General features: G+C 51.5%; 15 protein-coding genes. 9 read left to right on the forward strand and 6 right to left on the reverse strand.

Annotated features, from left to right (window positions below; genetic code table 11):
- Positions 1-32: 32 nt before the first annotated feature.
- The 4 genes from GJJ30_RS32105 to acs all read left to right on the forward strand — a co-directional run bounded on the left by GJJ30_RS32105 (position 33) and on the right by acs (position 4,125).
- Positions 33-167 (forward strand): c-type cytochrome, encoded by a 135-nt coding sequence (locus GJJ30_RS32105; RefSeq protein WP_170299290.1) that lies wholly within the window; start codon positions 33-35, stop codon positions 165-167.
- 163 nt (positions 168-330) lie between these two features.
- Positions 331-1,857, forward strand: a complete 1,527-nt coding sequence (locus tag GJJ30_RS27525) for an MFS transporter (protein WP_154178360.1) — start codon at positions 331-333, stop codon at positions 1,855-1,857.
- A gap of 12 nt (positions 1,858-1,869) precedes the next feature.
- Complete coding sequence (locus tag GJJ30_RS27530; RefSeq protein ID WP_154178361.1) at positions 1,870-2,091, forward strand: DUF6814 family protein; 222 nt, start codon at positions 1,870-1,872, stop codon at positions 2,089-2,091.
- Between the two features lie 120 nt (positions 2,092-2,211).
- Complete coding sequence (gene acs / locus GJJ30_RS27535; protein WP_154178362.1) at positions 2,212-4,125, forward strand: acetate--CoA ligase; 1,914 nt, start codon at positions 2,212-2,214, stop codon at positions 4,123-4,125.
- A 106-nt stretch (positions 4,126-4,231) separates the two neighbouring features.
- Here acs and GJJ30_RS27540 read toward each other — a convergent pair whose 3' ends face one another.
- Positions 4,232-5,092 (reverse strand): FkbM family methyltransferase, encoded by an 861-nt coding sequence (locus GJJ30_RS27540; protein WP_154178363.1) that lies wholly within the window; start codon positions 5,090-5,092, stop codon positions 4,232-4,234.
- A gap of 108 nt (positions 5,093-5,200) precedes the next feature.
- Between GJJ30_RS27540 and GJJ30_RS27545 the strand changes: the two genes are divergently transcribed.
- From GJJ30_RS27545 to GJJ30_RS27560, 4 genes are all read left to right on the forward strand, one after another.
- Complete coding sequence (locus GJJ30_RS27545; RefSeq protein ID WP_154178364.1) at positions 5,201-5,938, forward strand: T9SS type A sorting domain-containing protein; 738 nt, start codon at positions 5,201-5,203, stop codon at positions 5,936-5,938.
- An 81-nt stretch (positions 5,939-6,019) separates the two neighbouring features.
- Positions 6,020-6,871, forward strand: coding sequence for a bifunctional helix-turn-helix domain-containing protein/methylated-DNA--[protein]-cysteine S-methyltransferase (locus tag GJJ30_RS27550; protein ID WP_154178365.1), 852 nt, complete (start codon positions 6,020-6,022; stop codon positions 6,869-6,871).
- A 99-nt stretch (positions 6,872-6,970) separates the two neighbouring features.
- Positions 6,971-7,666, forward strand: a complete 696-nt coding sequence (locus GJJ30_RS27555; protein ID WP_154178366.1) for a 2OG-Fe(II) oxygenase — start codon at positions 6,971-6,973, stop codon at positions 7,664-7,666.
- Positions 7,663-7,929, forward strand: coding sequence for an Ada metal-binding domain-containing protein (locus GJJ30_RS27560; protein ID WP_154178367.1), 267 nt, complete (start codon positions 7,663-7,665; stop codon positions 7,927-7,929). The genes GJJ30_RS27555 and GJJ30_RS27560 overlap by 4 nt, the downstream gene beginning before the upstream one ends.
- A 519-nt stretch (positions 7,930-8,448) precedes the next feature.
- Here GJJ30_RS27560 and GJJ30_RS27565 read toward each other — a convergent pair.
- Both GJJ30_RS27565 and GJJ30_RS27570 read right to left on the reverse strand, forming a co-directional pair.
- Positions 8,449-9,456: a c-type cytochrome gene (locus tag GJJ30_RS27565; RefSeq protein ID WP_154178368.1), complete on the reverse strand. Its 1,008-nt coding sequence runs from the start codon at positions 9,454-9,456 to the stop codon at positions 8,449-8,451.
- Between the two features lie 511 nt (positions 9,457-9,967).
- Positions 9,968-10,273 (reverse strand): hypothetical protein, encoded by a 306-nt coding sequence (locus GJJ30_RS27570; protein WP_154178369.1) that lies wholly within the window; start codon positions 10,271-10,273, stop codon positions 9,968-9,970.
- A 206-nt stretch (positions 10,274-10,479) separates the two neighbouring features.
- Here GJJ30_RS27570 and GJJ30_RS27575 point away from each other — a divergent pair, with 206 nt between their 5' ends.
- Positions 10,480-11,088, forward strand: a complete 609-nt coding sequence (locus tag GJJ30_RS27575; protein ID WP_154178370.1) for a DNA-3-methyladenine glycosylase family protein — start codon at positions 10,480-10,482, stop codon at positions 11,086-11,088.
- Positions 11,089-11,230: 142 nt separating this feature from the next.
- On the opposite strand, the gene GJJ30_RS27580 is transcribed toward GJJ30_RS27575, so the two are convergent.
- The 3 genes from GJJ30_RS27580 to GJJ30_RS27590 all read right to left on the reverse strand — a co-directional run bounded on the left by GJJ30_RS27580 (position 11,231) and on the right by GJJ30_RS27590 (position 14,177).
- Positions 11,231-12,442 (reverse strand): metallophosphoesterase family protein, encoded by a 1,212-nt coding sequence (locus GJJ30_RS27580; RefSeq protein WP_154178371.1) that lies wholly within the window; start codon positions 12,440-12,442, stop codon positions 11,231-11,233.
- Between the two features lie 110 nt (positions 12,443-12,552).
- The gene (locus tag GJJ30_RS27585) at positions 12,553-13,977 is read right to left on the reverse strand and encodes a DUF4403 family protein (protein ID WP_154178372.1); all 1,425 of its coding nucleotides are present in this window, start codon (positions 13,975-13,977) and stop codon (positions 12,553-12,555) included.
- 26 nt (positions 13,978-14,003) lie between these two features.
- Positions 14,004-14,177 (reverse strand): FeoB-associated Cys-rich membrane protein, encoded by a 174-nt coding sequence (locus GJJ30_RS27590; protein ID WP_154178373.1) that lies wholly within the window; start codon positions 14,175-14,177, stop codon positions 14,004-14,006.
- Positions 14,178-14,417: the final 240 nt, after the last annotated feature.

Below are 14,417 nucleotides of genomic sequence, written 5' to 3' on the forward strand. Positions count from 1 at the left end.
AAATGCCGTTCCTACGGAACTTGAATGCACGCATGGATCGCATTCTCATCCAGATCATTCAGAGGGGAGTGACCGACAAAGGAATGCCTGCGTGGGAAGGTGCGCTAAGCCCATCCGACATTGGAAAAATGGCGGATTTTATCCTCTCAAAAACCGAAAAGAATTAAATTCTCTCCGTTAAACTCGTTTAATCTCAGCGAAACAACCCGCTATTTTTCACTTTAAATACCCTATCTCTTCACCCGAAAATCACTCCTTTTTCGCCTAATAGTAGGAAAAAAGCGGTTTAAGTTGCTTTTTTATGCCGCATTCCAAAACCCTATAACGTACATGCGCATAAAGCAATCCGCATCCTCCGAAGCAACCGGAGTCTGGCGGGTCATTACGGCCTCATCGGTCGGCACCCTCATCGAGTGGTACGACTTCTACATTTTTGGTAGTTTGGCTACCATTCTCTCCGTTCAGTTCTTCCCGAAAGATAACCCGACTGCCGGTTTTTTATCGACTCTGGCCACTTTTGCCGCCGGTTTTATCGTACGACCTTTCGGCGCTTTGGTGTTCGGTCGGCTGGGCGATCTGGTGGGCCGGAAATATACCTTTTTGTTGACGCTCGTGCTGATGGGCGGTTCCACGTTTCTGATTGGCTGCATTCCGGGTTACGAAAGCATCGGGATGCTGGCGCCGGGCCTCGTCCTGCTGCTCCGGCTCGTTCAGGGACTGGCGTTGGGTGGGGAGTACGGCGGGGCGGCTACCTACGTGGCCGAACACTCGCCCGACGGTAAACGCGGTTATTTCACCAGTTTCATTCAGACGACGGCCACGCTGGGGCTTTTCGTTTCGTTGGGCGTGATTCTGCTTACCCGGCAAGCACTGGGAACCGATATTTTCAACAACTGGGGCTGGCGGGTTCCGTTTCTGCTGTCGTCGATTCTGGTCGGAATTTCAATTTATATCCGCCTGAAAATGTCGGAATCTCCACTTTTTCAGAAATTAAAAACCGAAGGAAAAGTCTCGAAAAATCCGCTGAAGGAGAGCTTTGGTCAGAAGGCCAATCTGAAAATGGTGCTGCTGGCGCTGTTTGGGGCCACGGCAGGGCAGGGGGTGATCTGGTACACGGGGCAGTTTTACGCGCTGTCGTTTATCCAGAAAGTTTGTAACGTCGAGTTTGTGCAGTCCAACTACATCATCGCCATTGCGCTGATGATCGCGACGCCGTTTTTTGTTATTTTCGGCGGCTTGTCCGACCGCATCGGTCGCCGGAACATTATGCTGGCCGGAATGTTTCTGGGCGTGCTGACCTATCGGCCCATCTACCGAGCCATGTACCACCTGGCCGATCTGAAACAAAAAAACGAACAAACCTTCCGGCGCGCGATTGAAACCAAGCAGGAGCGGATCGGCGACAGCAAAGAGTTTAAAACCACGACAGCCTCCGTTTCGTATTTCGACGATGGCACGGTTTACCGCGAAACGCAGCCCAAAACCGGTGGTACTCCGGCTGCGGTGGTGAAGGAAGTTACCCTGGGTGACGAAGCCTTCTGGCTGATGACGGTGCTGGTTTTTATTCAGGTTTTGTACGTCACGATGGTCTACGGCCCGATTGCGGCCTTCCTGGTTGAACTGTTCCCGACCCGGATTCGGTATACTTCCATGTCGTTGCCGTACCACATCGGAAACGGCGTTTTTGGCGGTCTGACACCCTTTATTGCGACCAGCCTGGTGGAAACTGCCAAGAAAACCCAGACGCTGGAAGCGTATCTGCAGGGGCTGTGGTACCCGATTGGTGTGGCCGCCGTCTGCCTCGTGATCGGGGCGTTGTACATCGATAAAAAACAGTATAAAACCGCTGACGACTAATCATTTATCGCGATGAACGCACTTAAAAAAATATTGGGTTTGGTCTGGATGCTCGCCGGACTCGCCCTGATGGTTGGCTTACCGTACGAAACGATCAAAAAACTGACTTCCGACACGGCCAGCGCCGAAGATTATGTTTTCTGGCTTGTGATTGTGGTCATTTTCCTGCCCATTACCGCCGGTTTGATTTTGTTTGGCCGGTACGCCTGGGCGGGGGAGTATGATAAGAATTGAGGTTTGTTTTCGAACGTTTTTACCGCTGAAAGACAGATTTGAAGAACGCCGGCGACCAACGTGTCAGATTAAAAGTAAATAATTGTAGTTTAGCAACCCGAACGATAGTATCTAACGAATATGAATTTTCAAATCCGAACCTTTGACGAGTATCAGGAGGCTTATCGGTACAGCGTTGAAGATCCCGAAGGCTTCTGGGCCGAAATTGCGCAGAATTTTCAATGGCGGAAACCGTGGAAAAAGACGCTCCAGTGGAATTTTGAAGAACCGAATGTGCAGTGGTTTGTAGGCGGAAAACTCAACATTACCGAAAACTGCCTGGATCGCCATCTGGCCGAGCGCGCCGACCAGCCCGCCATTATCTGGGAACCCAACGACCCGAACGAAGCTGGCGTAACCTTAACGTACCGCATGCTGCACGATCAGGTGTGCCGGATGGCTAACGTCCTGAAACGCAACGGCGTTGTTAAGGGCGATCGCGTCTGCATTTACATGCCGATGGTGCCCGAACTGGCCATTGCCGTACTGGCCTGCGCCCGGATCGGGGCCATTCACTCGGTGGTTTTTGGCGGTTTTTCAGCTCAGTCGATAGCCGACCGGATCAACGACGCGCAGTGTAAACTGGTCATCACGTCCGACGGCGCGTACCGGGGCAACAAGGAAATTCCGATGAAAGAAACCGTCGATGACGCGCTGGTTCAGTGTCCAAGCGTGCAGCGCGTGGTGGTTCTGACGCGGACGCGCACCCCGGTTTCGATGATCAAAGGGCGCGACGTCTGGATGGAGCAGGAGCTGAAACAGGTGACGGCCGACTGCCCCGCCGAGGAAATGGATGCCGAAGATATGCTCTTCATTCTTTACACCTCCGGTTCGACAGGCAAGCCGAAAGGCGTTGTTCACACCTGCGGAGGGTACATGGTGTACACGGCCTACACATTCCAGAATGTTTTTCAATACAATCCCGGCCAAGTTCATTTTTGTACGGCGGACATCGGCTGGATTACCGGCCATAGCTACATCGTGTACGGCCCCCTGGCCTGCGGAGCGACGTCTGTGCTTTTCGAGGGCGTTCCCACCTGGCCGGATAACGGACGGTTTTGGGATATTGTTGATAAACACCAGGTTAATATTCTGTATACGGCCCCCACGGCTATTCGCTCCCTGATGGGTTTTGGGCTGGAAAAAGTGGAAAGCCACGACCTCAGTTCCCTTCAGGTGCTGGGTTCCGTTGGGGAACCGATCAACGAAGAAGCGTGGCATTGGTACGATGATCATATCGGTAAAAACCGCTGCCCGATTGTCGATACGTGGTGGCAAACCGAAACCGCCGGAACGCTGATTTCCCCACTGGCCGGTATTACGAAAACCAAGCCTACCTACGCAACGCTGCCGCTGCCGGGCGTTCAACCGGTTTTGGTCGACGAAAACGGGCAGGAAATCGTAGGGAACGGCGTGAGCGGAAACCTCTGTATGAAATTTCCGTGGCCGGGCATCATCCGCACCACCTACGGCGATCACGAACGGTGTCGTCAGGCCTATTTCAGTACCTATAAAGGTCTGTATTTCACCGGCGACGGCTGTCTGCGCGACGAAGATGGCTACTACCGGATCACGGGTCGGGTCGATGACGTTTTGAACGTTTCCGGTCACCGCATCGGAACGGCCGAAGTGGAAAATGCGATCAACATGCACACCGGCGTGGTGGAAAGCGCCGTGGTCGGTTACCCGCACGACATCAAAGGCCAGGGAATTTATGCCTACGTCATTGCCGAAAATCAGGCAGCGCACAACGACAATGAATTGATGAAGCGGGACATTCTGGCGACGGTCAGCCGGGTTATTGGACCGATTGCCAAACCCGATAAGATTCAGTTTGTCACAGGTTTACCGAAAACGCGTTCCGGAAAAATCATGCGCCGGATTCTCCGGAAAATTGCCGAGGGCGAAACCGGTAATCTGGGCGACACCTCGACGCTGCTCGATCCGGGCGTGGTGGAAGAGATCAAAAACGGCGCGCTGATCGGGGTGAAATAAGAGTAGTTTGGGGTTTTCGGTTTTCAGTTGACGGTATTCGGTGGCTGACGCGTTCTTGTTGAAGCTTGCGTCGACCACCGAATACTGTAACCTGAAAACCGTAAACTTATTTCCCTTCCCTCCATTTAAACGGCGTGGCTACGACGTCGAAATGCTTCCAGTCCGTCATGTTTTCCCGTTTTAGGAGAACCTTGGGCGTGTCGGCTTCGAACTTCTCGATGTAATACAGATTGTACCCTTTTTTCTGAATGGAATCGTACAAATCGTACCGTTCCCTGGCCGGTAATCGTTTAAAACACTCAAATATGACCGTGGGCTTGTAGGTTGCCAGGAGCGTTTCGATGGATTTAATAATCTCAATATCAAGTCCTTCCGTATCGATTTTGATCAGCGATAATTTCGGAACCCGATCTTTATACTTATCCGCTAAAAACCGCTCCAGATTGACAGCTTTGATCTTCTCTTTCAAACCGTATTTGCCGTGCGGGCTGTCTTCAACGGCCGAAATTCCCCCATTGCTAAACGTAGCTTCCGACGAATTATAAAAGTAATCGCCCTCATTGGTGGCAATCGCCAGTCGGTATGGTTCAATGTTGGTTTTGTCTTTATTGAGCGACGCGTTCTTATCCAATATTTTAAAAACCAGCGGGTTGGGGTCAAACGCCAAAACCAGACCGGTTTTACCGACGGCAAACGCCATTGGCATCGTGGTGTCGCCCATGTGAGCGCCGATGTCGATGACAAAATCACCTTTTTTCGTAAATTCCTTGTAAAAATTGATGTCGGATAACTTGACGACATACGGAGTTTCCAGCAGCGGATTCAGCCATTGCGCTACCTCAATTTGACCGTATTCCGGCAAGGTGACGCTAACAACCTGATAATCATATTCCCGACGCGTGCGCTTGATTTTCCGTCTCTCAATTTTTCGTTTAATGTAGTTAACCAGGTTGTCGAACATAGGCATGGAATGGGATAGGTTAGGCAATAAAACGATAAAAATTTAGATATCGAAACGCCCCTTGACTTCCAACGAATTGGCTCTCAAAAGGGTCTGATTTCAAAAAAAGCAATTATGATACGACTACTACTGATTCTGGTCCTGTGCGGAGCATTGACGGGACTGACAACCGAGTCGCCCGCGTGTAGCTGCATCGATGGGGGCGGCTTTTTTGCAATTGCTGAAAATGCGGCCTGGCAGCCCGGCGTATTGATTGTGCGGGCGGAAGTCAAAAGCCAGGAAATGCACGGAATCGATGTGAAAATCCTGGAGATTATAAATGGAAGTGAAAAACGATCGACCATTCGGGTGTGGGGCGACCCCGGTTTTATGTGCCGAACCTATACTACCGGTTTTAAAACCGGCGAACGATTGGTGCTGATCCTGAGCCGGATCAAAGACGCCAGCTACCAGGCGGAAGAAAATGGGGATTATTCGCTGGGCGGTTGCGGGACGTTTGTGCTTCGGGATGATGGAAAAAGCGTTATTGGGCGGATTACGGGAACTGACAAAGAAATGTCCAGCGACAAATTTTACCGTGAACTGAACGAACTGATTGACAAATACAGCCCGGATAAGGCCCGAATTTTTCCGGTTCCAACCGACAATACCCTGACGGTCAGCGTGCCCGATCTGAATCAGCCGACTCTTTCGATGCGAATCTTCACGCTGTCGGGACAACCGCTGCTCACCAGGCAATTGGAGGTCGGGCGACAACACCCCATCGATGTTTCAACCTGGCCGGTTGGGATGTATATCATTCTCTTCCGATCGGAATTTCAATCGTATACCCGGCGGTTTCTGAAACAATAACCCGGTTTTCAAGTCCGCAAGAATCGGGTTTCGGGGACGGGATGAAGGCGGTATTTTTGTTACATGCAAACGACAACAAACATGTACGAAACAGAAGCCAATCCCACGTATCAGCAAATTGCCCGGTCGATTGAGTTTTTGACCGACAACTTTCAGCAGCAACCCTCGCTGGCCGATGTTGCCGACCAGGCCAACCTGAGCGAATACCATTTTCAGCGGTTATTTTCGGATTGGGCGGGCGTGAGTCCCAAAAAATTTCTGCAATACCTCACCCTCGATTTTGCCAAAGAACGACTGCGCAACGGTCTGACGCTGGCCGAAGCCGCCGACGAAGCCGGATTGTCGGGCACGGGCCGCCTGCACGATTTATTCGTGGTGCTGGAAGGGGTGACGCCGGGGCAATTCAAACAGGCGGGCGAGGGCTTAACGATCCGTTATGCGGTTTTTGAAAGCCCGTTTGGTCCGTATCTGCTGGGAACGATCGGCGATAAAATCGTCAAACTGGAATTTTTGGATGAAGCCGAGCCCACCGATCAGATCAGCATTGCAAACCGGTTTGCCGCCGAATGGCCCGAAGCGGTCCTGGTTCCGGATGCGCAAGCGCTCCGGCCCCTTGCCGACTCCATTTTTACGGATGCCGACCGCCAGCCGTTGCGGGTTCTGGTGAAGGCATCACCCTTTCAGCTCAAAGTTTGGGAAGCCCTGCTTCGAATTCCGGAAGGCCAAGTGGTTAGTTATGACCAGATTGCCGCAGCTATTGGCATGCCATTGGCCTCGCGGGCGGTCGGAACGGCCATCGGCTCCAATCCGGTTGGTTACCTCATTCCCTGTCACCGCGTGATCCGGAAAACCGGCCTGTTTGGGAATTACCGCTGGGGCGCTACCCGAAAAACCGCTTTACTGGGCTGGGAAGCGGCACATTCTTTGAAATAGACTTTAGAAGTGAGACAAGAGAATAAAGATGAAGGCGGTTTTGCTGAATTTGGATGGCAAAACCGCTATTGTTCCATCATGTTTATACATTTCTTTTAAATGAAAACCGATCAGATTAATTGGGAAGAAGTTCATAAGTCGCTGAATGAGAATGGTTTCTTTGTCCTATCTCAGGTTTTAAACCCGGAAGAATGCCAGCAATTGATTGCGACGTATGATGAACCCGGTGCGTTCCGAAAAACGGTGGTGATGGAGCGGTTTGGGTACGGCGTCGGCGAATATAAGTATTTCAACTACCCGCTTCCCGATCTCATCCAAACTTTGCGGACGACCTTATATGAATCCATTTATCAGGTGGCCAATCAGTGGTCGGAGGCATTGAAATTGGGGGTGGACTATCCGTCCAACCACGCTGATTTCATTGAAATTTGTAATTATAATGGGCAAAACCGGGCGACTCCACTGCTGTTGAAGTACGGCGAAGGCGGACTGAACATGCTGCATCAGGATTTGTACGGCGATGTTTATTTTCCACTGCAGGCTGTTGCGTTTCTGAGCGAACCGGGCGAGGACTATACCGGTGGCGAGTTCGTCCTGACTGAACAGATTCCCCGGTCGCAGTCAAAAGCCACGGTGCTGACGCCGAAACGGGGTGACATTCTGCTCTTTACGACCCAGTTTCGACCCGAAAAGAGCAAAAGAGGGTATTACCGCGTGACGATGCGACACGGCGTGAGCAAGGTGCATTCCGGAAACCGGTACACGATGGGCATTATTTTTCACGACGCGAAATGATCCGGCATACCGATTTTGATGATTCGTTTTCCGGGAAAGTAAAGCTCCGTCAGTTAATTCAAACCAAAGAAATTACACTCGGCGGGAATCTGACGCTAAAAATCTATGGCACCCTGGCGTGCAAATCCGGAAAGCGAATGTTGCGGAAAAACCGGGCGTTTTTTCAATCCGAAAACGATGCCATACAAAGCGGTTTTCGCCCCTGTGGCCATTGCCTGCCCGAAAAATACCGGCAATGGAAATCGTCAGGCAACATAACCTGACTGCGAGCAAGGTCGTCTAATTATCCAATAAACCCTGTAAGGGTTGACTCTGGATAACCCCGGATGCAATCCGGGGCCAAAGATGCCCAACCACACAACAACCCTGAAAGGGTTGACCTTGGATAACCCCGGATGCAATCCGGGGCCAAAGCTGCCCAACCACGCAACAACCCTGCAAGGGTTGACCCTGGATAACCCCGGATGTAATCCGGGGCAATCGAGAGCTGATATAACCCCGAAAAGGTTGACCAATTGAGTCTTCCAGTTCTTTCAAGATTGCCGTAGTTTTGGCCGTCTCTATCCCCCGGATTTTATCCGGGGTTATCCAGGTTCAACCCTTGCAAGGTTGGATAAGCTTTTGCCAGCAGGTTGTTCCGGATTGCAAATAACGGCCAGGATGGTGAGGATAGCCAGTCCTTTTTTCATTAGGGTTGTTGGGGCAGCCCATCCCGAAAGTGGAAGTGGATGGGCTGGAATTTCGGGTGACGCTGGCGCTCGTCTGAAAACCGGTGACTGAACTTAGCGGCCAGCCGTTGCTTTCTGATTTTGGGTATTCTGCAATTCGAGTTCAGCGTTCCGCTTCGCGATGTCGTTCTGAATTTTCGGCACGGTTTTCAGGTATTCATAAATCGCCCCCAATTCACGGTTTGACAACATCGGCCGGGGCGACATCGGGCGCCGGAGGATGGTACCATCTGGCCGGACGCCGGTTTGTACCATGCGGATAAACTGCTCTTTCGTGTATTTTTTGGCAATACCGGTTTTTTCGTCGAATGTCAGGTTGGCCGTCACGATTGGTTTTCCACCATCACCAACCATTTCAATCCCACCCCCGTAATACCCCTTAGTTTTTTCCGGATGAATCTTATCCTGATCGATCAAATCCCCGGAGTGACAGCTGTAGCAATCGCCTATGGCGTCGGCGGTGTACCGTCCCAGTGCCACCGGGTCGGTGCTGTCCGGCAGAGAGACGAGTTCCGGCGAATAGGGCAGTGGTTTCATTAGCGTGTGCGTCAGAAGTTTAGAGACAAAACTGAGTTCCGACTCAGGACCTTCTTCTTTCGTTGCCTGAACCGGAAACCGGTCGGAACGCAACCAGGCTACCACGGATTTCAGGTCTTCGTCGGCCATGTGCGGATACTGGGGCATCACGGGGGCGTAGGAGCCATCGCGACGAATACCCGTGCGCAGAAAGTACATGATCTCGCCGTCGGTCCAGTTTCCGATGCCTTTTTCCTTATCCTGGGTGATGTTTTTAGAGTATAATTTGCCGAAAATGGCAGGGACCTCGTTCAGGAATTTTCCGGTTACCTGGTTCTGGTTGTTCGCGTGGCATTCCATGCACTGAATCTGCGCGATGACCTCGCCCCGGGCCACGCGGGCGGGCGTTTTTTCCACGGTAATTTCGGGGATGGTGGGAGGATCGTAAGTTGGTACGCCCACGGCGGCTACGTACGCACAAAAACCGGCCAGCAGCAAAAGAAGGCCGCCAAACACATAGCCGACAACTTTTAGGACTTTTTTCATAAGATGAACAGTAAAAATGGTGTGGAAGAATCTGTTTTAGTTAGCTGAAGCAAAATTGTAGCTCTTCTGCCTCCAACTCAATGACGGAGTGTCTGAAACGTCACAACTTTCAGATGAAGCGTCATTACCAGCTAATCATCTGATACGGAGCCGGTTTGGGATTTTTCGGCTGCGCATTCGGGTCGTGAATCGGAATGGAGAATTTGATTACTGCTGAATTAGGGGAAAATTCGTAATCGATATCGGGCTGATGATCAGTTCTTTTGCTGGTTTCGCGCAGTCAAAAACCAGTAAAGTATTGATGGCTTGCGGAGATAGAAAAGTTCTGCTGGTGGAATATCGAAGCGAGAAAGACATCATCAACCGGATCAAACCTGGATCGATCCGGTCAGTCTATTTATACGGTTTCCGAAAAAACTGGTGGGCGTATCACGTGCGGTTTCTGCACCCGGGCCACGCCCGCGCTTTTCCAACGCTTCAGGTTTACAAAGCGCGCTGGTTCAGGCCGAAATCAGGCCCGAACTATTTTGAGAGGAATATCTCCCGTTAGGTTTTTGAGCAGTTCCGCGAGGTGTGACACGGTTTGAGTCATTTCATCCTCCGATGGCGTGACGACATGCGGAATCGCTTCCAGTTTGGCAACCAGTTGCCCGCTTTCCTCAGCCAAAAAAAACTGAAAATCGCCGAGCGTCACCTCAATCTGGTGGTCGGGGGTCATTTCGACGGACTGAATAACCCGATGACCGGGATTTAACTCATACTCGTCGTTCCAGAATTGTCGAACTCTTTTATAAATCTTTTCGGCTATTGCATTCATTGGAAAATTGAAACGGATAAATCTGCGGATTGCTCCAAAACGGGACAGTGTCACGCAGGAGACTAACAGGTAGGGAACGCGCAAAGGCCCCTCTTTTGTTCTCAAATTTGGGATAGTTTTTATTTCCCAACGATCCTGATTTTTCGTAGTGCATTGAATATGAGTGTGTTGTTGAATTGCAAAATTCGCTAAAAAACCGTCTTGTTATGTCGTTGGCCCATCTCTCCAAGGATCTAATCCTGAAGAAAATTATCGAATCGACGCCCGAGCCGAAAATTGCGTTCGACTACGAAGAAGATCCCGCGAAAAACCGCATTTACCTGGCGCTGCTGGAGAGTATCGTCTCCCAACAGATTTCGGTCAAAGCCGCCGAGTCCATTTTTACCCGGTTTCTCGCCTTATTTCCGGACGGTTACCCGCATCCCGAGCAGTTGGTTGCCAAATCGGCGGAAGAGTTGCGGAGTGCCGGACTTTCGGGCCAGAAATCGGTCTACCTGCAAAGTGTGGCCGCTTTTGCCCTGGAAAATCCGATGTCCATCGCTCACCTGAGTGCGCTGACCGATGAAGAAATTGTGCAGTATTTGCTGCCCATCAAAGGCGTGGGGAGGTGGACGGTCGAGATGCTGCTGATGTTTGTTCTGAACCGCCCCGACGTGTTTCCGATCGACGATCTGGTGATCCGGCAGCGGATGATCAAAGCCTACGGCCTGACCGAAACCGGTCGTGCCCTCTACAAACGCCTTCACGAAATCGCCGAAACCTGGCGCCCCCACCGTACCCTCGCATCGCGGTATTTGTGGCGCTGGAAAGGGTGACTAGGATTGCGGTGAATTACGCTGATTTAAATGATAAAAGGATGATGAAAAAGAGAATAAAAGTGATGGCATGATTCTGTCCGGACAATCATTTTTCATCTTTCAAAACCACCTTAATCAAAGTCAATCACCGCAATCATAGTCAATACTTGGTCACTTCCGGGTGGATTTCCAGGAGTTCGGAGGATAAACCGCCGGTTTCGTCGACTTTCCAGCGTTCGGCAATGACGGTTTTGTTGGTCTGGTCGATGTAGTTGATGTCGATGGCGGGACCGTTTATCGTTAGGAGGGCGAAACCGTTGAAGCCGACATCCCGACGGCGGATGCGCTCCCGAACCCGCTGATCGTAAAACAGCAACTGCCCCAGGTGGCCGCGATCCGGCGGGTCGGTTTCGACGGGCATGCCACCGTGGCCCACACAACGCCCCCAGGCCTGGATGCCGTCCGAAAAACCGTATTTGTTGTAAAACGACAGCCGGTGTTCGTGGCCCCAAAACCACAAAACCGGTCGCTCGGCCGCGCCAAAAACCTCCTTCAATTGCCGCCCAACAACGGGATGATCGTCGCGGAACGAAGAGAAATAAGGGTGATGACTCAGGAGAATGATCCCGCGTTTATCGTCGGGATTGCCCAGTTTGACAACCTCTTTCAGCCAACTGATCTGTTCTTTCCGCAGATTGCAGTCGGGTTTGAACAACACTTCCAGAAAGGGGCGGTTCGTTGAGTTGTAGCCCGTATCGAGGCCAATGATGCGCCAGTGTTCGTTTTCCAGGCAGAAAAAACCGGCCTGCTGCGTCGCCACTTCGTGACCTTTACGGATTTTCATCTCGGGCAGCAGCTTCTTGAAATAAGCCGTTCCGTTGGAATACATCTCGTGGTTGCCCGACAGCGCCAGACTACCGTGTTTGCCGAAATGCCAGGAAGCGTCGGGATTGGTAAAATTGTCCGCAACTTCCTGCGGAGTTCCCACAAAATAGATGTCGCCGAGGTGAATGGTATAATCGGGATCGTAATCGCGGATCAAACCGCCGATCCGGTCGGATTCGGGCGTGTCGGTAGCCCAATCCGAAACCAGCGCGAGCGTTACGGTGTCGGTATAGGAATGAATCGGGTAAATTCCGTCGTCGCCGTTGCGGGGATAAAACTGGTATTCCGCTTTCGGACCAAACCGGCTTTTGAGGTAATGATAGGCAAATCCCAGCAGGTTGGTTGCAAAAAACGCGGCCACTTTGTTGGCTGCCGTGCCTTCCTTTAACCGTTTTTCGTAGAGCGCGACCTGCGTTTTTAGGTGGTTTTCAATATCGCTATGGCCTAAATCGACGTATTGCTCCGGTTCTCGTTTTTCAGATTTCATGGGTAAGGTTAGTCGGACATTGACGATCGATCAATGACCATTGACGATCGACCATTGACCATCGTCAGCCGTCAATGGTCAATGGTCAATCGTCTGTCGTCAATTTTCCTTCACAAGTTAACAACTTCAAGAATCATCGCTGCGTCAGCGTGGAGAAGAATGTATAATCCGTCGGGCCGAACGGCGATGGCTTTGGGACTCAACTGAAATTTCGGAATGTCGATCCGGGCTTTCTGACCCACTTTCGCCTTCGCAAATGCCTGTTCGATTTTAGTGGGAATCAGCGTGAAATACTCCTGAAGCGGCATTCGCATCGCGGCCTGAACCGTGTCTTTCAGCGTGTCGTGCAGCAGCCAGTCGGCCACTTTTGCCAGCGACTGTTCCGTGTGCATGTCGTAATCAATGTTCTGCATCACCAGTTCATTGCGGAGGGTGTCGAAGGCCGGTCGGCCCCGGAAATAAAGCGTCCCCGCAATGGCGCCTTTAATGTCGGTTTGCACAACCAGCGCATGATCGCTGCCATAAACATTCACTTTCTCGATGTCGACAAGGTGGTTGACAATATCAAATTTTTTGCCGGTAATGAACTGGTTCAACACCGCACTCATCTGACTGTACGGAATGCGACTCAATAAGTTGAGGTGGGAGATCATTGGCAGGAAAGCCACTTTTTGCAGGCGCGGTAGCCGGGCGTTCAAGGCGTAAACCGGTTTTGGGCCAAATATGGACTCAACGGCCAGTTTGATGCGCATGGGTATGATTATCGAAGTGGGATTCCCGCGAATGGGGCCGACCAGCACGGCAAACGGCCGGGGGCGGAGCCAGACTTCCTGGTAGGCGCGGTTGATGAGCAGCGGTTTCTGAATATCCCGCCAAATCTTTGCCAGCTCGCGATCCAGACGAAGTTCATTGAAAACCGCTTTATCGATCGCGTTTTCAATGCCGTTTTCCCGCTTTGTCAGAATGTGATTGGCCAGTTTGGTCACGGGAATGTTGATGCCCAGCACCCGGATGGCGGGTTCCGTGATCCAGCGGTAATTTTCCAGTTCGACATTGGTTTCCATGCGCCAGTCGTTGCGGACCGTCAGCGGGCTGCGAAAACGAACTTCCAGCGCACTGTAGACGCGATTGGACGTATCTTTCGGATTGTTGCTCAGGCGGAGGGGATTGCTGATCCAGATTTTCAGCGATGCGCCAAAGGTAAGCCGAGTTCCGTCAAACGCCAGCTTGATCGGGCCGGATCGTTCGATGTGAATGTGAATCGGGCGGGCAATTCCGTTTTTGATCGTGCCGTTTTCGACCAGAACGACGCCCAGCGCTTTGTTGATTTTTTCCTCTAGTTCCGTAATTTCAAACAGAACGGGCGCACTAACGTAGGAACTGTCGGCTTTCAGGGAGTCGTCGAAGTTTTCGGCAACGGGCGGTTCGGGCCTGACGCGTTTACAGGAAAACGCTCCCGCCAACAACATGGCGAGAAAGGCGGCACGAATTAAATAAAAGAAGAGATGGTTTCGTGTACTTACTTCACGCGTCATGTTAGGCCAGGAATACGTGTTATCAGTTAATTAACTGGTAACCGCCCTGATTTGTTGGCCGACGTCAATTTGGAATCCGCGCTGCACCCGCAACCCTTCGAACAACCGGCTTCTTTCCGGAACAAACTGTTCCAGGCCCGCCAGCCCAGATAAGCCAGCGCAGCGAGAAAAATGAGACCGATGATCAGTTGCTGAACCATTGAATTAAAAATTAAGAGACTGTCTAAAATTCAGATTTCCCCTTTCTTCGGTCTGCCTCCAACCCCCTAAAGGCCGGGCGGTTGGTGCCGGGCTTTAATCGGCGTCTCAAAGCCCGGCACCGGCCGCCCGGCCTTTAGGGGGTTGGGGGCAAAGCGGAAAAGGAAAATTATAAAATTTAGACAGCCTCCAAGAATTAAAAATTAAAAATAGCTCGGTATTGCCAACTTTTAACTTTTCAT

It is taken from the genome of Larkinella terrae (assembly GCF_009668025.1).
GTDB lineage: Bacteria > Bacteroidota > Bacteroidia > Cytophagales > Spirosomataceae > Larkinella > Larkinella terrae.

Bases quoted from the DNA above. Each gene is read 5' to 3' on its own strand.
- GJJ30_RS27530 (WP_154178361.1), top strand. From the start codon at position 1,870: ATGAACGCACTTAAAAAAATATTGGGTTTGGTCTGGATGCTCGCCGGA.
- GJJ30_RS27540 (WP_154178363.1), bottom strand. From the start codon at position 5,092: ATGCCTATGTTCGACAACCTGGTTAACTACATTAAACGAAAAATTGAG.
- GJJ30_RS27565 (WP_154178368.1), bottom strand. From the start codon at position 9,456: ATGAAAAAAGTCCTAAAAGTTGTCGGCTATGTGTTTGGCGGCCTTCTT.
- GJJ30_RS27525 (WP_154178360.1), top strand. From the start codon at position 331: ATGCGCATAAAGCAATCCGCATCCTCCGAAGCAACCGGAGTCTGGCGG.
- GJJ30_RS27555 (WP_154178366.1), top strand. From the start codon at position 6,971: ATGAAAACCGATCAGATTAATTGGGAAGAAGTTCATAAGTCGCTGAAT.
- GJJ30_RS27575 (WP_154178370.1), top strand. From the start codon at position 10,480: ATGTCGTTGGCCCATCTCTCCAAGGATCTAATCCTGAAGAAAATTATC.
- GJJ30_RS27560 (WP_154178367.1), top strand. From the start codon at position 7,663: ATGATCCGGCATACCGATTTTGATGATTCGTTTTCCGGGAAAGTAAAG.
- GJJ30_RS27590 (WP_154178373.1), bottom strand. From the start codon at position 14,177: ATGGTTCAGCAACTGATCATCGGTCTCATTTTTCTCGCTGCGCTGGCT.
- acs (WP_154178362.1), top strand. From the start codon at position 2,212: ATGAATTTTCAAATCCGAACCTTTGACGAGTATCAGGAGGCTTATCGG.
- GJJ30_RS27585 (WP_154178372.1), bottom strand. From the start codon at position 13,977: ATGACGCGTGAAGTAAGTACACGAAACCATCTCTTCTTTTATTTAATT.
- GJJ30_RS27545 (WP_154178364.1), top strand. From the start codon at position 5,201: ATGATACGACTACTACTGATTCTGGTCCTGTGCGGAGCATTGACGGGA.
- GJJ30_RS27550 (WP_154178365.1), top strand. From the start codon at position 6,020: ATGTACGAAACAGAAGCCAATCCCACGTATCAGCAAATTGCCCGGTCG.
- GJJ30_RS27570 (WP_154178369.1), bottom strand. From the start codon at position 10,273: ATGAATGCAATAGCCGAAAAGATTTATAAAAGAGTTCGACAATTCTGG.
- GJJ30_RS32105 (WP_170299290.1), top strand. From the start codon at position 33: ATGGATCGCATTCTCATCCAGATCATTCAGAGGGGAGTGACCGACAAA.
- GJJ30_RS27580 (WP_154178371.1), bottom strand. From the start codon at position 12,442: ATGAAATCTGAAAAACGAGAACCGGAGCAATACGTCGATTTAGGCCAT.